The organism is Synechococcus sp. BIOS-U3-1, assembly GCF_014279975.1.
Lineage (GTDB): Bacteria > Cyanobacteriota > Cyanobacteriia > PCC-6307 > Cyanobiaceae > Synechococcus_C.
On record NZ_CP047936.1, the window covers coordinates 1,819,251 to 1,844,358 of the forward strand.

28 protein-coding genes are annotated in these 25,108 nt (G+C 58.2%); 10 read left to right on the forward strand and 18 right to left on the reverse strand.

The annotated features are described in order from the left end of the window. The first annotated feature begins 18 nt into the window (after positions 1-18). Positions 19-774 carry an alpha/beta fold hydrolase gene (locus SynBIOSU31_RS09915; protein ID WP_186489611.1) on the forward strand — a complete coding sequence of 252 codons (756 nt, stop codon included), beginning with the start codon at positions 19-21 and terminating at the stop codon, positions 772-774. Here SynBIOSU31_RS09915 and SynBIOSU31_RS09920 read toward each other — a convergent pair. Beyond that, complete coding sequence (locus SynBIOSU31_RS09920; RefSeq protein ID WP_186489613.1) at positions 747-2,591, reverse strand: ABC transporter ATP-binding protein; 1,845 nt, start codon at positions 2,589-2,591, stop codon at positions 747-749. The genes SynBIOSU31_RS09915 and SynBIOSU31_RS09920 overlap by 28 nt on opposite strands. Next, positions 2,591-3,244: an ATP phosphoribosyltransferase gene (hisG, locus tag SynBIOSU31_RS09925; RefSeq protein WP_186489618.1), complete on the reverse strand. Its 654-nt coding sequence runs from the start codon at positions 3,242-3,244 to the stop codon at positions 2,591-2,593. The genes SynBIOSU31_RS09920 and hisG overlap by 1 nt, the downstream gene beginning before the upstream one ends. 29 nt (positions 3,245-3,273) lie before the next feature. On the opposite strand from hisG, the gene gloB reads away from it, so the two are divergent. Beyond that, a complete protein-coding gene (gene gloB / locus SynBIOSU31_RS09930) occupies positions 3,274-4,038 on the forward strand; it encodes a hydroxyacylglutathione hydrolase (RefSeq protein WP_186489622.1) in 765 nt (254 codons plus the stop codon). Positions 4,039-4,045: 7 nt separating this feature from the next. Here gloB and SynBIOSU31_RS09935 read toward each other — a convergent pair whose 3' ends face one another. Beyond that, positions 4,046-5,125 (reverse strand): ABC transporter ATP-binding protein, encoded by a 1,080-nt coding sequence (locus SynBIOSU31_RS09935; protein WP_186489624.1) that lies wholly within the window; start codon positions 5,123-5,125, stop codon positions 4,046-4,048. Positions 5,126-5,168: 43 nt separating this feature from the next. On the opposite strand from SynBIOSU31_RS09935, the gene SynBIOSU31_RS09940 reads away from it, so the two are divergent. Next, entirely contained in the window at positions 5,169-5,567 is a 399-nt protein-coding gene (locus tag SynBIOSU31_RS09940) for a RidA family protein (protein ID WP_186489626.1), read from the forward strand. A 46-nt stretch (positions 5,568-5,613) separates the two neighbouring features. Continuing rightward, a complete protein-coding gene (locus tag SynBIOSU31_RS09945) occupies positions 5,614-5,841 on the forward strand; it encodes a DUF3136 domain-containing protein (RefSeq protein ID WP_186492973.1) in 228 nt (75 codons plus the stop codon). Positions 5,842-5,877: 36 nt separating this feature from the next. Here the strand turns inward: SynBIOSU31_RS09945 and cbbX are convergent, their stop codons facing one another. The 6 genes from cbbX to SynBIOSU31_RS14930 all read right to left on the reverse strand — a co-directional run bounded on the left by cbbX (position 5,878) and on the right by SynBIOSU31_RS14930 (position 11,921). Then, on the reverse strand, positions 5,878-6,795 hold the full coding sequence (cbbX, locus tag SynBIOSU31_RS09950) for a CbbX protein (RefSeq protein ID WP_186489628.1): 918 nt from the start codon (positions 6,793-6,795) through the stop codon (positions 5,878-5,880). Beyond that, entirely contained in the window at positions 6,779-7,030 is a 252-nt protein-coding gene (locus SynBIOSU31_RS09955) for a 4a-hydroxytetrahydrobiopterin dehydratase (protein ID WP_186489630.1), read from the reverse strand. Before SynBIOSU31_RS09955 ends, cbbX begins: the two co-directional genes overlap by 17 nt. Before the next feature lie 25 nt (positions 7,031-7,055). Beyond that, the gene (locus SynBIOSU31_RS09960) at positions 7,056-8,195 is read right to left on the reverse strand and encodes a CO2 hydration protein (protein ID WP_186489632.1); all 1,140 of its coding nucleotides are present in this window, start codon (positions 8,193-8,195) and stop codon (positions 7,056-7,058) included. Beyond that, the gene (locus tag SynBIOSU31_RS09965) at positions 8,192-9,715 is read right to left on the reverse strand and encodes an NADH-quinone oxidoreductase subunit M (protein ID WP_186492974.1); all 1,524 of its coding nucleotides are present in this window, start codon (positions 9,713-9,715) and stop codon (positions 8,192-8,194) included. Before SynBIOSU31_RS09965 ends, SynBIOSU31_RS09960 begins: the two co-directional genes overlap by 4 nt. A 4-nt stretch (positions 9,716-9,719) precedes the next feature. Further along, entirely contained in the window at positions 9,720-11,564 is a 1,845-nt protein-coding gene (locus tag SynBIOSU31_RS09970; protein ID WP_186489638.1) for an NAD(P)H-quinone oxidoreductase subunit F, read from the reverse strand. An 81-nt stretch (positions 11,565-11,645) separates the two neighbouring features. Next, positions 11,646-11,921 (reverse strand): BMC domain-containing protein, encoded by a 276-nt coding sequence (locus tag SynBIOSU31_RS14930; protein ID WP_370593621.1) that lies wholly within the window; start codon positions 11,919-11,921, stop codon positions 11,646-11,648. Between SynBIOSU31_RS14930 and SynBIOSU31_RS14935 the strand changes: the two genes are divergently transcribed. Beyond that, positions 11,920-12,207: a hypothetical protein gene (locus SynBIOSU31_RS14935; RefSeq protein WP_222930047.1), complete on the forward strand. Its 288-nt coding sequence runs from the start codon at positions 11,920-11,922 to the stop codon at positions 12,205-12,207. The genes SynBIOSU31_RS14930 and SynBIOSU31_RS14935 overlap by 2 nt on opposite strands. A 22-nt stretch (positions 12,208-12,229) precedes the next feature. Continuing rightward, positions 12,230-12,352, forward strand: a complete 123-nt coding sequence (locus SynBIOSU31_RS14815) for a hypothetical protein (RefSeq protein WP_255477192.1) — start codon at positions 12,230-12,232, stop codon at positions 12,350-12,352. On the opposite strand, the gene SynBIOSU31_RS09980 is transcribed toward SynBIOSU31_RS14815, so the two are convergent. From SynBIOSU31_RS09980 to SynBIOSU31_RS10010, 7 genes are all read right to left on the reverse strand, one after another. Further along, positions 12,331-12,582 carry a carboxysome peptide B gene (locus SynBIOSU31_RS09980; RefSeq protein ID WP_186489641.1) on the reverse strand — a complete coding sequence of 84 codons (252 nt, stop codon included), beginning with the start codon at positions 12,580-12,582 and terminating at the stop codon, positions 12,331-12,333. The two genes, SynBIOSU31_RS14815 and SynBIOSU31_RS09980, sit on opposite strands and share 22 nt — an antisense overlap. Continuing rightward, positions 12,582-12,902, reverse strand: a complete 321-nt coding sequence (locus SynBIOSU31_RS09985) for a carboxysome peptide A (RefSeq protein WP_186489643.1) — start codon at positions 12,900-12,902, stop codon at positions 12,582-12,584. The genes SynBIOSU31_RS09980 and SynBIOSU31_RS09985 overlap by 1 nt, the downstream gene beginning before the upstream one ends. A 2-nt stretch (positions 12,903-12,904) precedes the next feature. After that, entirely contained in the window at positions 12,905-14,668 is a 1,764-nt protein-coding gene (locus SynBIOSU31_RS09990) for a carboxysome shell carbonic anhydrase (RefSeq protein WP_186489648.1), read from the reverse strand. A 7-nt stretch (positions 14,669-14,675) separates the two neighbouring features. Then, positions 14,676-17,000 carry a carboxysome assembly protein CsoS2 gene (gene csoS2, locus SynBIOSU31_RS09995; RefSeq protein ID WP_186489649.1) on the reverse strand — a complete coding sequence of 775 codons (2,325 nt, stop codon included), beginning with the start codon at positions 16,998-17,000 and terminating at the stop codon, positions 14,676-14,678. Positions 17,001-17,101: 101 nt separating this feature from the next. After that, a complete protein-coding gene (locus SynBIOSU31_RS10000) occupies positions 17,102-17,443 on the reverse strand; it encodes a ribulose bisphosphate carboxylase small subunit (protein ID WP_186489650.1) in 342 nt (113 codons plus the stop codon). A gap of 59 nt (positions 17,444-17,502) precedes the next feature. Then, entirely contained in the window at positions 17,503-18,918 is a 1,416-nt protein-coding gene (locus tag SynBIOSU31_RS10005; protein WP_186489651.1) for a form I ribulose bisphosphate carboxylase large subunit, read from the reverse strand. Between the two features lie 73 nt (positions 18,919-18,991). Continuing rightward, positions 18,992-19,303: a BMC domain-containing protein gene (locus tag SynBIOSU31_RS10010; protein WP_006169870.1), complete on the reverse strand. Its 312-nt coding sequence runs from the start codon at positions 19,301-19,303 to the stop codon at positions 18,992-18,994. 319 nt (positions 19,304-19,622) lie between these two features. Here SynBIOSU31_RS10010 and SynBIOSU31_RS10015 point away from each other — a divergent pair, with 319 nt between their 5' ends. After that, positions 19,623-20,228, forward strand: a complete 606-nt coding sequence (locus SynBIOSU31_RS10015; protein WP_186489653.1) for a non-canonical purine NTP pyrophosphatase — start codon at positions 19,623-19,625, stop codon at positions 20,226-20,228. Between the two features lie 4 nt (positions 20,229-20,232). Here SynBIOSU31_RS10015 and SynBIOSU31_RS10020 read toward each other — a convergent pair whose 3' ends face one another. Continuing rightward, positions 20,233-21,018, reverse strand: a complete 786-nt coding sequence (locus tag SynBIOSU31_RS10020) for a BMC domain-containing protein (protein WP_186489654.1) — start codon at positions 21,016-21,018, stop codon at positions 20,233-20,235. 97 nt (positions 21,019-21,115) lie between these two features. Here SynBIOSU31_RS10020 and SynBIOSU31_RS10025 point away from each other — a divergent pair, with 97 nt between their 5' ends. Further along, positions 21,116-21,523, forward strand: a complete 408-nt coding sequence (locus tag SynBIOSU31_RS10025; RefSeq protein ID WP_186489656.1) for a hypothetical protein — start codon at positions 21,116-21,118, stop codon at positions 21,521-21,523. A gap of 10 nt (positions 21,524-21,533) precedes the next feature. Here SynBIOSU31_RS10025 and SynBIOSU31_RS10030 read toward each other — a convergent pair whose 3' ends face one another. Continuing rightward, positions 21,534-22,025 carry a hypothetical protein gene (locus SynBIOSU31_RS10030; protein WP_186489658.1) on the reverse strand — a complete coding sequence of 164 codons (492 nt, stop codon included), beginning with the start codon at positions 22,023-22,025 and terminating at the stop codon, positions 21,534-21,536. 137 nt (positions 22,026-22,162) lie between these two features. On the opposite strand from SynBIOSU31_RS10030, the gene SynBIOSU31_RS10035 reads away from it, so the two are divergent. Continuing rightward, entirely contained in the window at positions 22,163-23,437 is a 1,275-nt protein-coding gene (locus tag SynBIOSU31_RS10035) for a ferredoxin:protochlorophyllide reductase (ATP-dependent) subunit N (protein WP_186489660.1), read from the forward strand. 5 nt (positions 23,438-23,442) lie between these two features. Further along, positions 23,443-25,023 (forward strand): ferredoxin:protochlorophyllide reductase (ATP-dependent) subunit B, encoded by a 1,581-nt coding sequence (locus SynBIOSU31_RS10040; RefSeq protein ID WP_186489662.1) that lies wholly within the window; start codon positions 23,443-23,445, stop codon positions 25,021-25,023. The last annotated feature ends 85 nt before the right edge of the window (positions 25,024-25,108 follow it).

Sequence of the window (25,108 nt, forward strand, 5' to 3'; positions counted from 1 at the left end):
TAGGCAAGTTCTGCACTGATGCCTGCAAGTCAACTGCTGATTGCTGTTCATGGCTGGCTTTTGAGCAAGCAGGTCTGGTCGCCTTTCTCTGCATGCTGGAAAGAACGCCACCCAGAGATCGATCTCTGGTGTCCTGATCTCCCCGGCTTCGGTGATGCAGAGCGCCCCTCCGGACTGCTGCCCAACCTGTCCGCTTACGGCCGCTGGCTGGCGGAGGAAGCCGTTCAGAGGGCGAACGGACGTCCTTTCGTGCTGTTGGGCCATTCACTCGGCGGCAGCGTGGTGCTGCATGCCGAAGCGACGCTGCGACAACAGCAACAGACAGGCTTATTGGGCGTTGTTCTACTGGCAGCCGGAGGTGGGATCTATCAGCCGCGGCCCTTTCGTCGACTGCGCAGCTTCGGCAAACTAATTCTTGAGCTGCGTCCGGATGTCCTGGCTCAGCTCCCAGCGCCCATTGGAGAGCTAGGACCGTTCAAGGCCGAGCGTCGTGCTGCCCGCGGACTGCTGGTCAACAGCACCAGTCGAGGCGCAGTTCGAGATCTACCTGGGTTGGTGTCGGATCTGGGAGTCGACAGCCTTTGGATCAGTGGTGAAAACGATCAAGTCATGGAACCTGGTTATGTGCGTCACTTAGCGGCTTACAGCCCTGGTCATGACTATCGCCAAATCTCTGGGTGTGGCCACCTACCGATGCGAGAGAAGCCCGAGGTTCTGAGCGACCTTCTGTCCAGCTGGGTGGAGGCTCAGAGCCTGGCTAAGCCACGTTCCTGAAGCTCAGCGAGTTCGGCATAGAGACCGCCCTGAGCTCGCAATTGAAGATGGGTTCCCTGCTCGATCAAACGGCCACGACGCAGAACGAGGATCCGATCTGCAGCCTCAACGGTGGCCAAACGGTGAGCGATCACCACAGCTGTTCGACGCTCAAGTAAGCGGTCAAGGTCCCTTTGCAAGGTTGCTTCCGTGGAAGGATCCATGAAGGCGGTGGCTTCGTCCATCACGAGGACATTGGGGTTTCGGATCGCCACACGTGCCACGGCAAGCAGCTGACGTTCGCCTGAGCTGAGATTGCCCCCACGCTCGCGCAGCTCCGTGTCCAACCCCTGAGGAAGCCTTCCGAGCAGTGTGCTGAGGCCAAGATCCCTGCAAACCTCCTTGAGCTGCTTGTCATCGATATCCCGATCGAGACGCAGATTGTCACCGACGCTGCCACTGAACAAAAAGGTGTCTTGCAGGACCACCCCGAGCTGGCGACGGAGATCAGGCAGGGAAAGACTGCGGATGTCGCGTCCATCGAGAAGGATGCGGCCCTGCTGTGGTTCATAGAGCCTGCAGAGCAAGCGGATCACGGTGGTCTTTCCAGACCCAGTGGGACCCACCAGCGCCACATGTTCTCCTGGCGCCAGTCGGAAGCTCAGATCCTGAAGGATCGGCTCATCAGGCCGATAGGCGAAATGAACACCTTCAAACACCACTTCGCCGCGAGACGAGGGCATCACCTGAAGAGGAGCCGGTGAGGCGCCCTCAGCAGTTGAGTCCTGAGTGTTGGCGGAGCCCGCACGGGTGTGATCTCGAATTTCCAGTGGCTCTTCGAGCAGTTCTCCGATTCGCTCAACAGCAGTCAGCCCACCCTGAATCTGAGTGAAACGCTCGGCCATCTGCCGCAGTGGATCAAACAGACGCTGCGAATAAAGAATGAATGTGGTGAGGATGCCCAGCCCCATTGCCCCGGAGCTGACCATCCAGCCACCCAGAGCCAGCACAATCGCCACCGCACCGAGAGAAACCCACTCCAGGAATGCGGAGATGCTGCTGTCAAACAGAATCGTTCCATTCACCGCCTCGCGATAGGCCAAGCCGGTTCGTTGGAAACGAGCGCCGTTGAAGGCCTCACGACGAAACATCTGAACCACGTCCAGACCCTGCAAATTTTCCTGAAAATCTGCATTCAGCTGCGACAGCTCCTCACGCACCCGGTAGTTCGCTTTGCGGTAGCGACCCTGCAGCCAGAGCACAACCAGGGTCACGGGAACCTGAGACACAAGCAGCAGAAGTCCCAGTCGCCATTCGATCAACAACATGGTCACCGCGATCACGGTGAGCGTGACCAGATCACCCAAAACGCCAACAGCACCGCTACCAAACACCTCAGCCAGCGCATCGACATCACTAGTGAGACGCGTGAGCAACTTGCCTACTGGCATGCGGTCATGGAACCGCAGGGAGAGATCCATCGCATGGGCGAAAAGATCGCGGCGGATTCTGGCCGTGAGTCGCTGGCCCACCGATTGGATGTTGAAACTTTGCACTCCCTGCAGAGCCAGACGCACCAGCACGGAAATCAGCAAAGCAACAATGATCAGCCGCAGGGCCAACGTGCTGTCCAATGGCTGAAGAATTGGAGCGACCGCTTCATTGGTGGCACCCGACACAGTGCGCAGAATCGAGATGGCCTGTCCCACGAGCAACGGCTGGATCGCGCCGGCGAGCGCCACCGGAATGAGTAGAACCAGGGTGAGAAGCAGACGACGACGGTCGCGTCCGAGGTAACGCCCCAGCCGACTGATGCGCTGAAGATCAGAACCGGCCATCAACTCGTTCTCACCATCTCCCTCTTGGGAGCATCCATCGCCTCGATGACCTGTTGCAGTTCTCCCTGGTCCAAACGCAACGAAAGCGGATGGCCCACCAGTCGGGCGGTGGTGTGGAAGAGGTCCTCAATCGCCACCAAACCATTGTCTTTGAGGGTTCGCCCTGTGGCGACCAGATCAACAATCGCTTCGGCAATCCCAGTGATCGGACCAAGCTCAACGGATCCAGTCAGGTGCACCAGCTCAACGGGGAGATCAATTGAATCGAAATACTGTCTTGCACAGCGGGTGAATTTGCTGGCCACACGGCAATGGGGCGGCAGGTCGGTGGGCCTCTGATAACCACTGCTGGATTTCACAGCAACGGACATGCGGCAGCCACCGAAACCGAGGTCAACCAGATGCGCCACAGGCATTTGGTGCTCACGCAGCACGTCGTAACCGACTACACCGAGCTGTGCCTGCCCGTAGGCCACGTAAACCGGCACATCACCGTTCCTAACCAGCAGAGCTCGGGCACGGCCGCAGGCCGAAGGCACCATCAGCTGGCGGTTGTCGGGATCCAGCACTGCCGAAAAATCAAGACCGGCAACTCTGAAACGTTCCACGGAGTCCCGCAGCAGCGCGCCCTTGGCCAGTGCAACGGTGATCATGGAAGCTTGCATCGCCCAAAACTTTAACGATGGGCCACCCCTATAAGAGCGACGGAATCAAGCCACTGCCAGTCCTGCAGGACAACGTTGTCTGGGTCTGGACAAGGGGACGCGAGGCAGTGGTGGTCGATCCAGCCGTCGCCGAACCAGTGAAGCAATGGCTGGTGAGTCACAAGCTGGAACTCACAGCCGTCCTGCAAACCCATCACCACGCAGACCACATTGGTGGCACTCCCGATCTATTGCGCCACTGGCCTTCAGCTGCCGTCATCGCCGCCGCCGCCGACCGAAAGCGGATCCCTTTCCAGACGATGTCGGTGGAACCGGGAATGCAGCTCGAGCTGCTTGGACAGCCCGTCAACGTGATCGACGTTCGAGCCCACACCCGAGCACATCTGGCTTACATCCTTCCCCAGGGTTGCTCCCCCGAACTTCCGACGCCTGTGCTGTTCTGCGGCGACACCCTGTTCGGAGCAGGCTGCGGACGCCTGTTCGAAGGATCAGCCGAGGACATGCACCTGGCCCTGAAGCGCTTACAGGATCTCCCGGACGACACCATCGTGCATTGCGCTCACGAATACACCGAAGGCAACCTGCGCTGGGCCCATTCCCTCAGACCGGATGATCAGGCGATCGCTGCACGTCTGATCACGGTACGAAAACTCCGCAGCCATGGAGGTCTTTCCCTGCCAAGCACCATGGGCGAGGAGCGCCGCACCAATCTGTTTCTCCGCGCTGGCTCAGTCCAGGAATTGCGGGAACTCAGGCTTCACAAAGACAGCTGGAGCGGCTGAGACAAGCTCAGCAGGCTTTGGTGAGCAGAACACGTCGCTGAGGATGCAACAGAACCGATGAATCAGGCTGCAAAACCAAACGACAGTTTTGGCCCCGTTCATAGTCCTCAGATAAAGGTCTCAGCAGCCGCAGCTGGCGATCTCCGCTCTTCACCCTGTACATCCAGCTGTGGCCCAGAAACTCACGCCCCACCACCTGATCCCCACCATTGGAATCCTCCAGCAGTGCGATCGCTTCGGGAGCAACCAGAACCGTTGCCTCCTCAGGCAGGGAATCAGCCTGAAGACCCCCAGGCCTCTCCAAGTCACCCAAGGGGCAGCGCAGGCAACCGCTGCCGACATCGTTCCAGACCGGCAGAACATTGCGCTGGAGAACAAAGCTGCCCACGAAGGGGGTTGCCGGTGACTCCACCAAATCCTTCGGACTGGCGCATTGATGCAAACGCCCGTCGCGCAGAACAGCCACTCGACTGCAGATTGCCAGAGCCTCCTCAGGATCATGGGTGACCAGAACGCCACTGGTATTGCAAGCACTGAGGACTGAAGGCAGTTCACTGCGAAGGCGCAGCCGAACCTCTACATCAAGGTTGGAGAAGGGTTCATCGAGCAGCACCACCGACGGGGCCGGTGCCAAAGCCCTCGCTAAGGCAAGGCGTTGACGCTGACCGCCTGAGAGTTCATGGGGATAACGCTCTTTCAACCGTTCCAGACCCAGTAGTTCGAGCAACCAAGCCGCTCGACTGGTGTCCTGCCCGCGGCGAAGACCGAAACAGGTGTTGTCCCAACCATTGAGGTGAGGAAAAAGGGCATAGTCCTGAAACACCATGCCCACTCCACGGCGTTCGGCGGCGAGGGACCGCTGGGGGCTGGCCACCTCGCTGCCATGAAGGCGAATGCTTCCGCGGACTGGAGTCTCGAAACCGGCGATCAGTCTGAGCAGCGTGGTCTTGCCGCATCCAGAGGGGCCCAGCAACCCCACGAGTTCGCCGCCTTGCAGGCTGAGATTGATGTCTTGAAGAGTCCACTCCGCTCCGGAAGCGCCATAGCTGTGCCAGAGACCGTCGATCTCGACCGGAAGGGACTCCATCGACACGAAGCGCGAAAATGCAGTCCCATTGTGATCCCTTTTGATGTCGACTACCACCCATCAGGCCATCACCACCGCTGACGCACCGGCTCCGGTAGGGCCATACAACCAGGCTGTGCAGGCTGGCGAATGGCTTTATTGCTCAGGCCAGATCCCTCTTGACCCTGCCACCGGAGAAATGGTGGGCGGCGGCGATGTGGAAGCGGAAACGAGACAGGTGCTGCGCAATTTGAAGGCCGTCCTGAACGCTGCGGGAACAGAGGCCGCCAAAGTGGTTCGCACAACCGTGTACCTCGTTGATCTCGCCGACTTTCAAGCGGTCAATGCGATCTATGCCGAAATGTTCGGAAGCGGTGTGAGCCCTGCAAGGGCCTGCGTTCAGGTGGCAGCACTACCCAAGGGCTCCAAGGTGGAGATCGATTGCATCGCCTGGCTCGGATGAAGTGATCCGGCGGTTTCATAGGTTAGAGATGAACCGAGCGACCTTCATGGCCCAGGCCAAGCTGACCATCGGCGAACTGGAAGCGGGCTATCCCCTGTACTGCAAGGCATTACGACGGCTTCTCAAAGAAGGACGCGAGGTGAAGGACATTGAAAAAACCGTGTGCTGGGGCCATCTGGAAACCCTGAACCGCTGCTTGCCTGGTCGCTATAAAGCGCCCTCCTACCTGATGGCGCTGATCCGACGAGATCTAGAGCAACCCACTCCTAGGTGAGCATTGCTTAATGCAAGCCGAGCTGAAGAAGAAAGCTCATTCAGCTACGTCGGTCAGTGGCCTAGAAGGATCGGCTCCCTCCACTTCCCCCTGGAAGACACGACTAGCGAAAACGTCCGCTGCTTCAATGGTGATCAGAGCTTCACGACTGAGAGGTTGATCTCGACGTGAGAACAAGCGGTTGGCATGCCGCAGTCGCAGACGATCGAGAGCATTGCGGACTGAGCGTGCATTCGCGAAGAAGGGCAATTGACGCCGCCGGCTGATGTAGCTGTTGAAGGCTTCGACCGCTGCGTCGCTAAATCGGTACTGCTGTTGTTCCAGCAACAGTTCTGCGATTGCCATCAATTCACTCTGGCTGTAATCAGGGAAGTCAATGTGGTGAGCAACTCTTGAAGAAAGTCCTGGATTGGATTGATAAAAAGCTGTCATCCGGTCTTTGTAACCGGCAAAGATCACCACAAGATCATTGCGCTGGCTCTCCATCTCCTGCAGAAGAATCTCAATCGCTTCAGCACCAAAATCTCGTTCATTTCCAGGTTTGTAGAGGTAATAAGCCTCGTCAATGAACAGAACGCCACCCTGGGCACGTTTGATCATCTCTTTGGTTTTCGGGGCCGTGTGCCCCACATATTGACCAACAAGGTCATCCCTGGTCACGGTGATCACATGGCCTTTGCGCAAGTAGCCGAGGCGATGAAGAATCTGCGAAATCTTCTGCGCAACAGTTGTTTTTCCAGTCCCAGGTTGACCGGTGAACGACATATGCAGACTTGGCGCTTTGCTCACCAAATCCAGGGACTGCCGAGCCTGATCCACCAACAGCAAAGCGGCGATCTCACGGATTCTCGTTTTGACTGGCAGCAGACCGATCAGCTCGGTATCCAGGTGCTCAAGAACCTCTCCAACTCCCGAAGCCATGAAACTGGCTTCAAGATCAATCGATGAGTCCATCAATCGCCGCTGCGAAGGCGTGATCTAAATCAGTGAGCGTCGCGTCCTCCGCATCCTCATTGGGGCGCAGGGTGATGTTCACATAGGTTTTCCCAAAGCTGATGTCGGGGTAGCGCTTGCGCACTTCGCTGAACTCACCCAGCCGATCCAGAAAATCACGGGTGGAGCTGTAGCTGTCGAACTCGAATCTCTTTTCCAGACAGACAGGACGTTTGCGTTCATTCCAAGGTTCCATCGACAACCTCGAGGCCTATCGAAACTTAAAGGAGAGCGCCCCTCTGACAGCCCATCAGGCGTTCTGACCATGCAGATGCATAAGCATGATTGGCCGCCTGTTGCTCGGGATCCTGCGTGTCAAGGGGATTGGGCATCGTTCCGGCGATCGCAGCGTTGGTGACACAGAACATCGACTTCTGGAAGCTGATACAGATCTGAACATGGGCATCAGCCTGGGCACGGCCGTGATGGTCATACCAGCGGCTGAGCTCCTCGGGAAGATTCCGGTACATGTCTGACATACAGAGGCTGGGAGGAATTCCAGCCCCCATGCTCGGCAGGGGGTCAGCGTAAAGAGCTCCGTATTTGAACAGGCTCTGGTCGGCCGCGATCTGACGGGCCTGGGCGTTGTAGGACACCGTCCCCAAAAATGGCATGCCTCGAAAGAACACCGCCTCCACATAGGGAACGGCAACATCCACGAGAAAAGTCAGACCTGCTTCTGGGGGGAGAACCGAGACGGACTCACCACCCACCATGACCTCATAGGTGATGGGATTACCTGCGGCGGCCACGAGGCCATCACGGATGTGGTGAACCACATCAAGGACACAGGCCACTTCACCGATGCGATAGCGGCGTGCCAAATCAATGAAAATGTCACTCATCACTCGCCAGAACAGACCAAGTGCATAGATCGTTGTCATCGACCTAATCGCCTCCGGAGCGAATCCCGGATAAAGAGTGTTCACCAGACGCAGAAGCGGATCCCGCTTAGAGCGCAGGGAGATCACGCGGCGACACACAACCTGAAACGGCTCTGAATCGAAATAAGCATCCATCCCACCGGTGCCATGCCAGAACATCGCCTTCTGGCAGTACTCGGCATATTCGAAATTGATGCGATCACCCTTTAGGTGCTCCCAGAAGCGCTTGGCAGTAAACCCTTCGTGGAAGAAGCGGAACACCGGGAACGGGTTGAGCAGCTGTGTCTTGCCCTGATACACAAGATTGCAGCTGTAGGCGTCCAACACGAGCCCATAGCTCTCAAGCACATTGACCACCTGCAGCAGATGATCAGGAGTGTCAGCCAACAGAGGGGCATCCGAGAGCAGACGCCTGATCAACTCCTCCTGATCGGGGAGCGTGGGTTCGGTGGCTTGAGGTCGGGCAGTGGTGGTCATGAAAGCCCTCCAGGCTGGACCAGTGTGGCGAGTTCACTGAGCTGGGCGGTGGCTGGCTGGCTAAGGCCCACGAGCAGGTTGGGGACGATACCCAGCAGAAGGATGAGTAAGGACATCGACAGTGCCGGAATATGCTGAGAGAAGGGAACCTGATTGAGAATTCTCGGATTCTGATTGGCACCAGGAGCCACCGCAAGACGCCCAAAAAAGGCGCGGTTGACTAGCAGAAGGAAATACACGGCCGTGAGGCCTGAGCCGACCATGGAGAGGAGGGTGGCCACAGGGAACATCTCGAAACTGCCCTTAAACACCAGGAATTCAGAAATGAAGCCGGCCATGCCGGGGATGCCTGCACTGGCCATCACACCGATAATCATCAATGTGCCGGTGAGTGGCAGACCACGCTGAGGATTCAGCAGCCCCCTCAACACATTCAGGTCGCGGGTGCCGGTGCGCTCGTACACGATCCCAACTGCGAGGAAAAGAACTGCTGAGATCAGGCCATGGCTGACCATCTGGAACAGAGCGCCAATCAACGCGAGGGGGGTAGCCGCAGCCGCGGCGAGCAGCACGTAGCCCATATGACCCACAGAGCTGTAGGCCACCATTCTCTTCATGTCGGACTGGGCGATGGCTGCCAGCGATCCGTACAGCACCGAAACAGCAGCCCAGCCAGCCAGCCATGGAGCTGCGACGGACCAAGCCTCCGGGAAAAGGCCAAGGCAGAAACGCAGAAGGCCGTAAGTGCCCAGCTTGAGCAACACCCCGGCCAACAACACTGAAACAGGGGTGGATGCCTCGGTGTGCGCATCTGGCAGCCAGGTGTGGAAGGGGAAGAGGGGAATCTTGATCCCGAAGCCGATGAGCAGGCAGGTCATCAGCACCAGCTGGCTGGTCAGTCCCATCTGAGTCGTGAGGATCGGCCGGATTCCGAAATCAACGCTCCCCGTGACCAGGGCGATCCCGAGGAAGGCCGCAAGGATCAGAACACCGGACACGGCCGTGACGATCAGGAACTTGGTGGAGGCATAGGCTCTGTTAGCGCCACCCCAGATGGCGATGAGCAGCCAAAGCGGAATCAGTTCCAGTTCATAGAACAGGAAGAAGAGCAGAAGGTTCTGAGCGAGAAAAGCTCCATTCACAGCTCCGCTGATCACCAGCAGAAGAGCGAAATAAACACGTGGGCGATTCTCAACCGAGCGAGAAGCAGCTGCTGCCACAAGACAGAGCACCCCGTTCATCAATACAAGCGGGAGCGACAGACCATCAACACCAAGGCTGAATTCCAGCCCCATCTGAGGAAGCCAGGGAAGGATCTCCACCAGTTGCTGTCCGGGCTCGACCGCCGAAAAGGGGATCAGCAGACCAAAACTGAGCAGGCACTGAACAGTAAGGATGACAAGGGTGAAGGTACGGCTGCGACCGACACTCTCGGAAATATCGGAGCTGCCTGAACCTGGCAGAACACTGATCAGCAATGCTCCGAGGAAGGGGATCAGAAGAAGAAGAGTCAGCATGATGACCTCACTGCAGAACCCAGCTCAGAGACATGAGCAGCAGCACGATGGCGCCGATCACGGTCAGCACATACGACTGGGTCTGACCGCTGATGCTCAGCTTCAGGCCTTCTGCACTCGATAGTGAAAAGCGTGCGAGACCGTGCAGCACGCCATCAACCACATTGCGGTCAAACCAGCCGGCGAGCTGCGAGAAGGTGGCCACCACATTGACGATGGTGACTCGGTAAAAACGCTCGGTGTAAAAGTCGTAGGCGAGCAAATCCTGAAACCAACGAAGAATCGGATTGAGTGAGCGTGACCAGGCTTTGTTAAGCGGAACGAGGGCCCCGGCCAGCAAACCGACAGCACCACTGGAGACCACAAGAGCAGCGGCCCAGAAAGGAAAGGCCAGCAGACCATCGAGGGATTCCAGACGGATCAGCAGGAACGGCGTCAGCACCACAATCACGGTGAGCGCGACCATTGGCAACGCCATTTGCCAGTTGATCTCCGCCGCCCGGCGCGTCTTTGCGAGCGACGGACCAAGGAACACCAGGCGGAACACCCGGGTGAGGTTCAATGCTGTCAGGGCATTGGTGATCAGGAAAACCGGCACGAACACCACTGCTCTGGCACCGACCAATTCCACAGCCTGTGCCAGGCAGAGGAATCCACCGAGGGGAAGCAATCCGACCAACCCAGCGCCACCAACTAAAAAGGCACCTGTGGTCGCGGGCATCCGACTGCCCAGACCACCAAGCTCGGTGATGTCCTGACAGTTGGTCGAGGCGATCACCCCACCGACACTCATCGACAGAAGAGCCTTCGACACCGCGTGGGCATAGAGCAGCAGCAGTGCCAGCACGGGCACCTGCAGAGAAATGGCAATGAACACCAGACCTAAATAGGCCGTAGTGGAGTAAGACAGCGTCCGCTTGATATCCACCTGGGCGATGGAGACCAGGGAACCGCCGATGGCGCTGATTGTGCCGATCACCTGAAGCACTACAAGCGTGACGGGCGCGTGCTGCAGCAAGGGCATGACTTTCAGCAGCACGATTGCACCACAGGTGACCACGACGGAATTGCGCAAAATTGACGCGGGATTCGGTCCCTCCATGGCCTCATCAAGCCAAAGGTGCATAGGGAACTGAGCGCACTTACCCGTTGGTCCAGCGACCAGTCCGAGGCCGAGAAGTGTCGCAGCTAAAGGGGTCAAAGTGTCCTGAGCCGACCAGCTGTATAGATCATCGAAGCTTGTGACTCCAGACCATGCCGTCAGGGCCACCACACTCATCAACAGCATCACATCACCAACTCTCTTGGTCAGAAATGCGTCACGAGCGGCGGTGACCACCAGCGGCTGGGCATACCAAAAGCCCACCAGCAGATAGGTCGAGAGGGTCAGCATTTCCAGAAGGAAATAGCTCTGGAACAGCGAATCGCTCAGCACAACACCCGACATGGCACCTTCGAAAAAGCCAAGTAAGGCAAAGAAGCGAGCCAGGGCCCATTCCTTGTCGAGGTACCCCAACGAATAAATCTGGGAAAGAAGGCTCAGACCGGTGATCAGCTCAAGGGCTGAAACATTGGTGAGAGAAAGACCGAAGCTGATTTCAAGATTGAGATCACCCACAGACAGCCATGGCATGCCAATCACGGCAGGACCATTGGCCATGACATCCCTGAGCACAAGACTGCCGTGAACCACGGCCAGCAGGGTCAACAGGATGTTGAGGTACGCCGGCGGCCGATGGGCGTCTCTGCGGAACCATCCGAAGGCCCAAGGGAGGGATACCAGCATTCCAGCGAATCCATAGAGCGGAATCAACCAGGCGGTCTGAAGAGGCAGCGAAAGAGCTGGAGTCAAAAGCAACGAGACCTTAAGGGCCGTTGTGATGCGGGTTGGCCGGGGAATCTAGTCCGAAATGATGCAGAGAAACGTTATTGATCAACTTCGCCTTCGCACATTGGTTGGCAAGAGAGCAGGCTCAACCTCCTGGTGGGGGCGAGCAATGATGTGAGCGGCAACGAGGCCGTCACCGACACGCTCGCAAGCATCAGCTCCTGCACGTACTGCAGCGTTCACGGCACCGGTCTCACCGCGAACCATGACTGTGACGTAACCACCACCGACATATTCACGACTGATCAGCTGCACTTCGGCGGCCTTCGTCATAGCGTCGGCAGCCTCGATGGCTGGCACCATGCCTCGGGTTTCGATCATGCCGAGGGCAATTCCCTTCACGGGGGGCTCGGGAGCAGCAGCGACGGACTTGGAGGCACGTCCGGACCCAGACGAGCCTGAGGACGACGCGGCGCGACGACTACTGCCGGACCTTGCCGCCATTGCACGATTAGGGGCAGACCTCGCGGTCGTGCTGCGACGGGTGCTTGCGGAGCGACTGCTGGCGACGGGAGTCACATCGACAGTGGTCGAGGAGGCTGCAGGCTCAGATGTAGAAGACACGGCTTTCGATGCAGGGCTAGCGGAGGCCCCAGCGGAGGCCTGACCTGAGGCCTTGGCGGTCACTGATGTGGTCGAAGCTGCAGCAGCAGAAGAGCGACGACGGGGAGCTGGGGATGCCATGGGAGAGGTTTCGGACGGATGCAGTGGAGGGAAGGGATGTGATCAGTTATCCATCCGGCATCCAGTGATCGATGATTCCACCGATGGTCAAATCCGTCAGCACAGAACTGTTTGGGCAGGCAAAACGAGCTGCAGAACCACTGGCGGTGAACACCCAGTTGCCCTCTCGGGCTCCAACAGGATCAACAGCAACAAGCTTCTTGCCCTTGTTATTTCTGAGAATGCGCAGGTGCATGTGATCCAACCCTGCCAGGCGGTAGGAGCAAACCAGGGTTCCCATCACCTGCATGATCTCCATCAGGTCTTGGCTCCTGGCTTGGGAGATGGCTTGGAGGTAGCGGGAGCAGAAGGGTCTGCTGACGACGGCTTGGGTGGATCGGGTTCCCAGTGGTCAATGATTCCAACAATGGTGAGGTCACTCGGGTATGACTTGCTGCCGGCAGCCTCACGGGCGGCGGAACTGCTCACGCAGATCACCCAGTCTCCGGGCTTGGCGCCGACTGCATCCACGGCCACTTTCTTGGTACTGCCGTCCAAAACCACCTGGAGATGTTTGTGCTCGAAATCCGGAATCCGGTTGGTTGAAACGAGCGGCTTGAGGACCTTGACAATCAGCATGGTCAGTGAGCCTCCTGCTGGACGGGATCGAGTGTGGAACCTACCGCCACCGCCGGCAGCGGCTGGTCACGGTCACGGATTGTGAGAAGCGTGTGGAGAAGTCCTTCGCTAACGAGCGCTGTATAGCGCTCGTCGATGGCCTTCTGAATTCGATGGCAATCAGCGATGGCACGCTCCCGTGCACCTGGCACCTTGCCGGAATAGTCGAAACGCACCACGACCGGAATCGGCAGATCGCGGGCGACATTGAGCCCCTTGAAGATTTTCACGCCGACATCAAGATCTGGTGCGCCTTGTTCAACGGTGTCGAGGTGAGCGAAATAAGTGAGGTTGCGCAGATGCACCTCCTTAAAACCGATGCCGACACCGATGAAGCGCTCTGCATGACCGGCATCGGGATAGGCACCGTGATGCAGAGATCGAACGTAGTCCTGCTGGGAGATATTGCTGACCAGCAATCGTGTAATGAACCGCACCATGCCTTCATCGGGAGGTGATGACATGTGGGTCTGAACAGCGGCCTGGACGGCATCCATCGCCTGCTGCACCGTCAGCGGAGCGGTGCTGTCGTAAAGCGATCTGGCACAGAGCCACTGATCCAGTCGGATCTCACCGTTCTGATCAGGGACATGAACACGAATGGCATCGGTATCGGTGTCCAGTCCGATTAAAAGCAGATCAACAGAAGCACCACAGCAGAAGCTGTTTTCAACAGCTTCACGAAAGTCATGCAGACGCTGAAGACCTGAGGCCGCAGCCAGAGCGTCATCGCTGCCATGAGCTGCACAACCCTGATGCGTTGGATCGAGCGAGCTGAAGTGATAGGCCACCACCTTCAGATAACGGGTGGGTGATTGCGCCCCATTCGGCACTTGCTCCCGGAAACGGCGATGTTCGGTCTTGATCCAGCGATTGACAGTGTTCTCAACATCAAACATCGCTCCGGCATGGGAGCGACGGCGCACAGCACTGAAAGGAATCCTCAACGCGTAAGCGATCGTGTGAGCCAAGCGACCATCAGCGCAGGGCGTGACGTCCAGAAGATGAAAACCGCAATCGAGAAGAAAGGCATTGAATTCCTCCGAAGCTCGACTGCCTGAAGCAGCTTCTAGGGGGTCGTCCTGGAAAAACCGTTCACTAAACAGCTGGTGAGACTGAAAGACGCACCATGCAAACAGAGCACGCATATCAAGAGGTCTCACCCACGACTTTTCAAGGATGTGATCCGGAAGATCGAAACCAAGCTCTGCGCGTGCAAGCCGTTGAGCTTGCGCCAGGAAGTCGGGTTCGTGCTGAAGAGCAGAAACCCGCTTCAGGAGAGGAACGATCCGATCAAAGCGACCCTTCACCTCAAGCTCATAGGCCTTGAGGTGTTCATTGGCCGACTGGTCGGTCAGCGGATGGGACTGCACCGACCAGGGAAGGGATGTTCTGCTGAGATTGACCTCGACCGATGTCCTGGGCTCTCCACGCTTCAGCCGTCCGGGCTGCTGTGGAGTTGAGCGACGGCGGTCTGCTTGGGAACGGATGCGTCCGCCTGATACGGAACCTCCTTTCAACACAGCAGACTTACCAGATGTGGTCAGTGCTTGGCGACGCTGAAGAGCCGACTGCCGCACTGTGCTGCCCGCCGGCGAGCGGACCTCGCCTGAGGAGAGAGATTCTGCATTGGCAGTGTCCTGAACCAGTGAGGCCTGGAGCTGGCGACGAGTGGGAGCGGTGGGCGCTAAAGGTCGCCCGCCACGGGAAGGCATGGAGCGAACCATTCGCGAATTAGCCCCTTGCTCCGCCGGAGACGGTGATCAGAGAGCCTTTGTCGGTGTTGCCATGGGATCCGGTCACACGGCAGACGGGCCACTCGGCTTGCTCATTTCGCTTGCGCTCGAAGGGAGCCATGGCCCCCATCGGACCAGGACGGGTGGGGTTGCGCCGACGGGCAGAAGCACCTTCGGTACCGGTGACATGCTCGCCACGGTCCCAGTCATCTCCAGTCACCTTGGTGGAGGAGCCCTCGCCTGTCACTCGGGACGTGGGCTCATCAGCCGGTTCACTGACAACAGCCACCGTGGGCTGAAAGTGGCGGCGTTGAAAGTCGCGATTGTCAAAGCGGAACTGTTCGGTGCCGGTGACCTTGCCGCCGGCCATGTCAAAAGGGCCGGTGATGCGATTGCCGTTCTCATAGGCGGTGCCAGTGACAGAACCCTGCGCATCACGCTGCTGCTGAGCTGCACGAGCTGGTGACATCACGCTGAAACGAGTCCAGGCAGCACCTTCAGGAGATTGACCATGCGTATCGGTGCCGGCTGGAGCCTCTGCACCACAGGCTGCAGCCAACTGGTCTGCACCCACGTAAGGAGTACCGGTAACGGCTTCACAGGCACCACGCTGATCACCGGTCATCACTCCCCCCACACCAGGCTGGATGCCGGTCATGGCGGCGGAAGGTGTACCCGGACGCATAGGTGTGCGTTCTCTGATCGCTTGGACAGCAGGGGTCCCGCAATGCTGACCTGCCTGCTCGAGGCCGGCGTAAGGAGTACCGGTCACGGCCTGACAACTGCCGGGCTCATCACCGGTCACGCGCTCGGAACGACCCGTACGGGTACCACTAACAACCTGATTGCGATTGGTGATGCTGTAACCGACCTTGGCCGCCTCGGGTTCAGGTTTTGCACCGCAGAAGCCATTGAACTGCTCAGCGCTGAGGTACTGGTCACCGGTCACACGGTGACAGGATCCGAACTCATCACCAGTCACCTGGGAAGAACGACCGACCAAAGTGCCGGTTACGCCAGTACCTGAGAGGGTTGCGGATAGACCAACCTTCGCGGCTGGTCGACCATCGGGAAGGGGGTCTGAACCGAGATACTGATCTCCGGTGAGGCTGCGATTGGCACCAGCTTCATCGCCGGTCACGCTGGCGGAACGGCCCACCATCACACCGCTCACTGGGCGGCCCTCAAGGGTGAGGCTGTGACCGACCTTGCGAGGGGATGGGTTGGAACCACCGCAGTAGGCAGCGGACTGATTGGCGGAAATATATTCCGTGCCTGTCACATTTTTGCAAGTGCCCGGCTCATCGCCGGTGACCTTGCCTGATCGACCGACTTCATTACCAGTCACGCGATTTCCATGACTCGTCGATGTCGTTCTCACCTTGGCGGGTGTAGTTGGCTCTGGAGCTTGCTGACAGAATGTCTGGAAGACTTCAGCACCGAGATATTCAGTGCCGGTGATTGAGCGGCAGGTGCTGGCCTCGTTGCCGGTGGTCTTCAATGAGCGGTTGGCCTGAGTACCGGTCACGGTCTGGCCAGCGGGTGTGGTGCTTTCTCCCACTTTCCAGTGAGCATCTGCGGCGGCAGCCTGCTTGGCGCCGTGGCGATTGGGGCCGCTGGGACGGGTGACCCCAGCGTTGTGCTTGGTAATGGCACCGGCTTTCGCCCGCAACTCACGCACCTGTTGCGCAATCTCTCGGCTGGAGAGATCAGGATTGGCCTGACGGGCTACCGCTGCAGCACTGGTGGGCTGCTTACCTGCGGTTTTGCCATGCTTTGACATGGCATCACGACGAGCCAACACAAGAGCACGACTGGGATTTTCGATGGATCGCCTTTTGGGGGTCACCGAACGGCGCTCAAGACCAGCACGACGATCACCGGAGCGCGAGGTCAGCTCGACGGTGACGGCGGGGCGCTCGACTTTTTCAGGAGCAACAACCGCTGCAGGAGTAGCTGCTGCTTTGCGAGCCACATCAGCACGGTTGCGGTCGCTGCTGGATGCGGAGGTCTTGCCGCGGCGAGACAAGGCTTCGCGACGGGACAGCACAAGATCACGGCTGGGATTGCGCTGAGCCTTCACTTGGGAACTGCGTGGAGTGGAGGCAGTCCGGGTCAAAGAGACCGCACGCTGCGGCGCCGCCGCAACAGGTGCAGTCACCGCTGGCTCGTTCACTGCAGTGACTTCCGTACGAGTAGGACGGGCATCGGTCGATGTGCGCACCCGGCTATTAGCCACGGCAGCAGCAGACGCCTTTTTACCCGAGGTCGTCAGCGCTTTGCGGCGCTCAAGTGCGAGTTCTCGACTGGAAAGTCTTGCCATGTCCGCCCGGTGAAGTCGTCGAAGAGCAAGGGGCTGATGCCCCCGAAATAAATCTGGAGCCCTGAACTGAAATCAGGGCTCTGAACCAAAGGTTCGAAGGATCAGCGACCTTCGAAAACCACGAAGCAGGCACCCTGGCTTTGGGTGTAGGCGTCGTAACCGACCATGCGCACGTGGTGGTCGGGGTAGGCCCGATGGCAGGCCTCGAGCTCACTCACTACAACGTTGAGGTCCTTCTCACCAAAGAAGGGCAGCTTCCAATAAGACCAATAAGTGGCCATGGAGTTGCTGGGATGGACATGCTCAATGAGCGGGCTCCAGCCCTGGGCAATGATGTAAGCGATCTGGTCGTAGATCTCGTCCTGGGTCATCGGCGGAAGAAAGCCGAAGGTCTCCAGGGTGGCGACTGTTTTGTAGTCACCCACGGTGCTCTGGAAAGGCATGGGGATCCTGGGTAGAAGTAAAAAATGTGGCCGGTTAAGTCAACCGGCCGTGGTTGCGATCAGTTCTGAACGTCGAGCTTGTCGACGGTGTCGAACTCGAACTTGATCTCCTTCCAGGTCTCGAGGGCGATCGCCAGCTCAGGGCTGTGCTTGCCGGCTTCCATAAGGATGTCGCGGCTTTCTTTCTCGATCTCGCGACCGGCATTACGTGCTTTGACGCAGGCCTCTAGAGCCACACGGTTAGCAGCAGCGCCAGCAGCGGAGCCCCAGGGGTGACCATGGGTACCACCACCGAACTGCAGAACGGAATCGTCACCAAAGATCGCCACCAGTGCAGGCATATGCCAGACGTGGATGCCACCGGAAGCAACTGCAAACACACCAGGCATGGAACCCCAGTCCTGATCGAAGAAGTTGCCGCGGCTGCGATCTTCAGGCACGAATGATTCGCGCAGCTGATCGATGTAGCCGAGGGTGGTTTGACGATCACCTTCCAGCTTGCCGACAACGGTGCCGGTGTGGAGCTGGTCACCGCCCGACAGACGCAGACACTTGGCGAGTACGCGGAAGTGAATGCCGTGCTTGGGGTGACGGTCGATCACCGCGTGCATGGCACGGTGAATGTGCAGCAACATGCCGTTCTTGCGGCACCACTTCGACAAACCGGTGTTGGCGGTGAAGCCACCGGTGATGAAGTCATGCATCACGATCGGCATACCGAGTTCCTTAGCGAACTCAGCGCGCTCGTACATCTCCTCGGGAGTGTTGGCAGTCACATTGAGGTAGTGACCTTTGCGCTCGCCGGTTTCCTGCTCAGACAGCTTGATGGCGTCGGCGACGAACTCGAAACGGTTCTGCCAGCGCTGGAAAGGCTGGGAGTTAATGTTCTCGTCGTCTTTGGTGAAGTCCAGACCGCCACGAAGGCACTCATAGACCACACGGCCATAGTTCTTACCGCTCAGGCCGAGCTTCGGCTTGATGGTGCAACCCAGCAAAGGACGGCCGTACTTGTTCATCCGGTCGCGCTCGACCTGAATCCCGTTCGGGGGGCCGTAGCAGGTCTTGATGAAGGCAATCGGGAAGCGCAGATCTTCAAGACGCAGGTGACGCAGAGCCTTGAAACCAAAAACGTTGCCGACCAATGAGGTCAGAACGTTGGTGATGGAACCCTCTTCGAACAGATCGAGTGGGTAGGCGATGAAGGCATAGAACGCCTCCTTGTCACCAGGGACGTCTTCGATGCGATAGCAACGTCCTTTGTAAAAGTCGAGATCAGTGAGGAGCTCGGACCACACAGTGGACCAGGTGCCAGTTGAGGACTCAGCAGCCACAGCAGCGGCTACCTCTTCCTTGGGAACTCCCTCCTGGCCGGTGCACTTGAAGCAGGCCAGCAGGTCGGTGTCGAGGGGGACGTAATCAGGAGTCCAGTAAGTGTCTCTGTACTCCTTTACCCCTGCGTCGTACTTCTTGCTCATAAGAAAAGTCCGTTAAGTCGTTGAAGGCGGGTAAGTCGTTGAAACCTCAAATTTCATAGAGGCTCAGTCGATCTCAGTCCTTCTGACCAAGGAAGTTGCCGTTGCCCAGCGCAGGCTCCACTTCACGGTGGGGGCGAGCGATGATGTGAGCAGCTACGAGGCCGTCGCCAACGCGCTCACAGGCATCGGCGCCAGCACGCACAGCAGCATTCACAGCACCAGTTTCGCCGCGGACCAGAACGGTGACATAACCGCCACCGACGAACTCACGACCGATCAGGCGCACTTCGGCAGCCTTGGTCATGGCGTCAGCCGCTTCGATCGCAGGAACGAGGCCGCGTGTCTCGATCATGCCGAGAGCGATGCCCATGGTTTCGTTTGCCATTACCTACCGGGAATAGGGGGGGATGTTCGCCGATGAGACTGCTCTGCCAATGGGCGACCCGTCAAGAGCTAATGGGCTTTGCCGGGATCACAGTCCGTAGTGAACCTGATAAGCCCTGCTGATCACCCTGTCAGGGACTGATCTAAAGAACTGTGCGCTCCCAGGTCAGCGCCCCAACACATGCGGTAGCGCAACCGACAAAGATCCATAGCTTTACAAACGGATACCTGAAAGTCCGGGTTTACCGGGCGGGATGTTCAACCTTTTCAGGTTTCCTGTGACGACTGAAGTTCAAATGAATTACACCTGATCACACACAATGGGGTTCCATTCCGGGATCAGTGCTTTGCGCAGGCTGATTATTGCCAGCGGTAATCCACAGAAGGTGGCTGAGATCGAAGCGATGCTCGGCCCCATCGATGTGTCTGTGCAACGTCAACCTGCCGATCTGGATGTTGAGGAGACCGGCAACACCTATTTGGAGAACGCTCGCTTGAAGGCCAGTGCCGCGGCAGAGAGAACAGGTTGTTGGACTCTCGCCGATGACTCCGGGCTTGAAGTGGACGCTCTCAATGGAGCTCCAGGGCTTTATACGGCCCGACTCGCCTCCACGAACGAGAAAAAGCTCGCGAAGCTCATGCAGGCCATGGCAGACGTGCCCTATCGAAGTGCCCGCTTTCGGAGCGCGATGGTGCTCTGTTCACCCGATGGCGTCTGCGATGAGCAAGCGGAGGGAATCTGCTGGGGTGAGCTTCTCTGTGCACCGGCCTATCCAGGCGGCGGCATTGAATCCTTGTTCTGGGTGCGTGAGGCCGGCTGTAGTTATGGAGAACTGAACACCTCCCAGCTGTCCAAACTTGGAAGCCGAGGCAAGGCCGCCCGCGCACTGGCACCTGGTCTGCGCAGAAGACTGGAACTGGACTGAACGTTCAGCTCCGCGCAGCTCGTCGATTCACCAGATCAATTGCACGCATGGCAGCCGCCGCGGCCTCCTCCACATCACCCTCTCGCCCCGCCAAAGTGAGGCGCCCGAAAGCTCCCACAGCCTTGACATCCACAAGAGTGATGTTGGATGCCTTCTCCGCCTCATTCGCGGCAATTAAGACGTAACCAGCAGGCTCGGTCTCAAGGATGAACATGCTCATCCCCGACTCGATCATGGAACCACGGCGATTGATTCGATTAATCAGCACAGCATGATCTGGGGTGATCGCTCGAATCACTTCAGTCCAACTCACCTCAGCGGGAGTTCGCTGGTCAATAGAGCTGCCGATGGCCTCAAGCACCACATCACCAGAATGGAGCACTGTGCTCTGATCTCGGTGATAGAGGGCCATCGATCCGAAAGCCCTTTCCACCACCATCTGTCCGAGGCGCACATTGCTGGCCTTGAGAGCAATGTCTGTCACCCGATGAACAGCCATACCCGGCGAAACCTCCATCCAAAGGCAGGCATCCCCTGGAATCGGCAAAAACCCCTGACTGACCGTTCCCATGTAGGCAGCTAGCTGTGGCTGCAGTGAATCGATGAACACATGGGTTCGCAGCTCAATTGACTGCACAAGACTATTTTTCCGACTAAGTCGAGAAGACTCCGAGTCGGTCGTCACGACGCAGCTCGCTCCGCTGGCAGAGGGATTCACCTCCGTGCCAGTGACGAGAGCGCTTCCGCCAACCCGTCGCTCCCTGGCGTCCAAGCCGGCGAAACGATTCATAGCGCGGAGCTTACCGGAAGCCGATCGGGGAAACAGAGCTCAAGCGCTTGCACAGCCCGACACAACCGATAACTTCGGCCCAACCGCCCTGTAAGCCATGGCTTCCGCCCGTAGAAAAACTGAGGAACCTGGCCGGCTCTCAACAGAGCTCAATGCCGAACAGGCTCTGGGACTTGTCAGCTACAGCCTGATGCAGCGTCTTGCCGGTGAAGGCCAGGTCGAGATGCCTTGGCTGGAGACTGACCAGAACAGCCATGCAGGAATGGTGAGGCAGCTTCGTCAGAGACTTGAACTCACTGCTCTAGCCGTTGAAAGCGGAGCTCCTCTGACGACGGCTGAAGTCACCTACCTCCTTGGAGCTCGACCAGGAACAGAAGCCGTTGAGCGAGGTGGATTAAAAGCTCGGCGTGTCAGTCGAAACGTTTGGCGATTGAGCCGCATCGATGAATCTGGTAGCGGCAGCAGCGGAAGCTTTGGTGAAGACCGCTTCCGCCGCCGTCTCTGAATCCCACTGATCAGGACTTCGACTTGGACTCCGGCTTGGCATCGGCGCTGTCATCAACAGCATCGATGCAGACCGTTGTGGATGCAAGTTGTTCCCGTGCCTCTAGCAGTGGAGCAGCTTTTCCCTTCAGTTGTTCAGCAGCTTCTGCCAGGGTCAGGTCCTTTTTCTTGCTGACTTCATCGACGGCCTTGCGGAAAAGGTCCACCTGGTCTCTGTACTCCTTCACTTCAGCCTTTTCGAGCTGACCTTCAGCTTTATTGAGAGCCGAGAGAGCGGCCTTAAGTTTGTCCCCCGCCCGTTGAGCATCCGCCACGGTGGAGTCTGGAGTCAGATTGTTGACCTGGTCCACGGCGGCATCAACATCTGATTGAGCGTTACAGACGGCTTCAACACCGTTGATGACCTTCACCTCATCGTTTGCAGCCTTCTTGTCAGCCGACTGACAGGCCACAAGTGCCAAGCTCAAGGCGAGCGCAGCAGGGATAAGACTTAGGGAAAACATGGCTGGATCTGAGTCGATCGACGAAATGTACCCAGATTCCCCATTTCCGACCGCCACGATCCCGAAGAGTTTCAGGCACTTACCCCGTTATCCCGATCCGGAGTCATGGTGAAGGGCAGGAGAGCGCAGGAATCCCGATGGGCGCCAATTTGCGTAAGGAATCTGGACCCCGAGAGGTGTTCTGTGGTCTGACATCGATCGTGTGGCTGCATCGACGCATGCCCGATGCTTTTTTTCTTGTGGTGGGATCGCGCACCTGCGCCCACCTCATCCAAAGTGCCGCGGGCGTGATGATTTTTGCTGAGCCCAGGTTCGGCACGGCCATCCTCAGCGAACGGGACCTGGCAGGCCTGGCCGATGCCCACGACGAACTGGACCGAGTGGCCCGAGAGTTGCTAGCGCGACGTCCGGAGATCCGCACCCTTTTCCTGGTGGGTTCCTGCCCGAGCGAGGTGATCAAGCTCGATCTGGCACGTGCCGCTGAACGCCTCAATGAGGAATTGCAGGGCAGGGTTCGTGTTTTGAACTACTCCGGAAGCGGCATCGAAACCACCTTCACCGAAGGAGAGGACGGAGCTCTATCTGCCCTGGTGCCCTTTCTACCCAACACCGATAAGCGCCAGCTCCTGCTCGCAGGAACCCTGGCTGATGCGGTTGAGGACCGTATGGTTCACCTCTTCTCCCGTCTAGGCATTGAGACGGTCTGCAGTCTTCCTCCAAGACAGTCCACGGAATTGCCTGGTGTGGGGCCAGGCACCACGGTGCTGCTCACCCAGCCCTTTCTGAGCAACACCGCACGACTGCTGAAAGCACGGGGGGCCAAAGTCCTGAGTTCGCCCTTCCCGCTTGGAGCGGAGGGAAGCCGTCGATGGATGGAAACGGCATGCAGAGATTTCAACCTGCCGGGGGATCGGGTTGCGGCTGTACTCGACCCCCTGGAACAGAGAGCGCGTATGGCCCTTGAGCCCCATAGAGCGGCGTTAGCAGGAAAACGCATTGTGCTGCTACCGGAATCTCAACTGGAAATCCCCCTCGCTCGCTTTTTGCAACGCGAATGCGGCATGGAACTCGTGGAGGTCGGCACGCCTTATTTGAACCGCGAACAGATGGCGCCGGAGCTCGAACTGCTACCCGAGGGCACCGACGTGACAGAGGGTCAGCACGTGGAACAACAGTTGGACCGCGTGCGCGAACAACAGCCAGATCTGGTGGTGTGCGGCATGGGCCTGGCCAACCCCCTGGAAGCAGAAGGCATCACTACCAAATGGTCGATCGAACTCGTCTTTAGCCCCATCCACGGCATTGATCAGGCCGGGGATCTGGCCGAATTGTTCTCACGCCCACTACGCAGAAGACAACTCATTCATCCCGCACTGCATCCGCAGACCTCGAATCCTTCCATCCACGCCTGATTCCCATGCAACTGACGCTCTGGACGTACGAAGGACCACCGCATGTGGGGGCCATGCGAATCGCCGCCTCGATGCGCGGCGTGCACTATGTGCTGCATGCGCCTCAGGGCGACACGTATGCAGACCTGCTGTTCACGATGATCGAACGGCGCGGCCAGCGCCCACCGGTGACCTACACCACTTTTCAGGCACGAGACCTGGGAGGCGACACAGCCGAACTGGTAAAACGCACTGTGCGTGAAGCGGCAGAACGTTTCCGTCCTGATGCACTCCTGGTGGGAGAGAGCTGCACAGCGGAACTGATTCAGGATCAACCAGGCGCCCTCGCCCAGGGCATGGGTCTGAGCATGCCTGTTGTAACCCTGGAACTCCCCGCATACAGCAAAAAGGAGAACTGGGGAGCTGCAGAAACGCTTTATCAGCTGCTGCGCAATCTGCTGAAACCGCAGGTTCCTGATCAACCACAACATGATCCAAGGGCGTGGATGGCCGTTGGCCGTCGGCCTCGGGTGAATCTGATCGGACCATCCCTGCTGGGATTTCGATGCCGTGATGACGTACTCGAAGTCCAGAGACTGCTCACCCTGCATGGCATCGATGTCGGAGTGGTCGCTCCGCTTGGAGCGGATGTCAGTGATCTTCAGCGAATCCCGCAGGCAGATTTAAATGTTTGCCTATATCCAGAGATCGCCGAATCCAGCTGCAGCTGGCTTGAACGGAACTTCGGAATTCCGTTCACTCGCACTGTGCCGATTGGCGTCGGTGCCACCCACGACTTCCTGGTGGAGTTGCACACGCTGCTGGGCATGGATCCACCGACGAAGGAGGAGGGATATCGCTGTTCAAGACTGCCCTGGTACTCGGAATCCGTGGATTCCACCTATCTCACAGGCAAGCGGGTGTTCATCTTTGGCGACGGCTGCCATGCCGTAGCGGCAGCGCGCATCTGTAGCGAAGAGCTCGGATTCAAAGTGGTTGGCCTTGGCACCTACAGCCGTGAGATGGCGCGACCGGTTCGTGCAGCAGCCAAGGAACTCGGACTCGACGCACTGATCAGCGATGACTATCTGGAGGTTGAGGCAGCCATGGCCGATGCCGTACCCGAGCTGGTGCTTGGAACTCAGATGGAACGGCACAGCGCTAAGCGCCTAGGAATCCCTTGCGCCGTAATCAGCACACCGATGCATGTTCAGGACGTCCCAGCGCGCAATAGCCCACAGATGGGATGGGAGGGCGCCAATGTGATTTTCGACGCCTGGGTGCATCCGCTCATGATGGGGCTTGAGGAACATCTGATCGGCATGTTCCGCCATGACTTTGAGTTTGTGGACGGACATCAAAGCCACCTAGGTCATCGCGGCGGAACAGAGCAAACCACCGAAGGGTCCAGCCAATCCACCGTGGTCATCAGCGCTGAAGAGCAAGGCCCGGTATGGACTGCCGACGGCGAGGCAGAACTGAAAAAAATCCCCTTCTTTGTGCGTGGCAAGGTGCGCAGAAACACCGAAACCTATGCACGCCAGGAGGGCCGCTTAGAGATCAGTAGCGAAACTCTCTATGACGCAAAAGCCCACTACAAGGCATGAGCAAATTCACTCATTTCTTTTCATCAATTCGAAAAAAAATGCAATGCCCAAGCAACTCTGAAACGAAGGATCTTTTATTACTTGG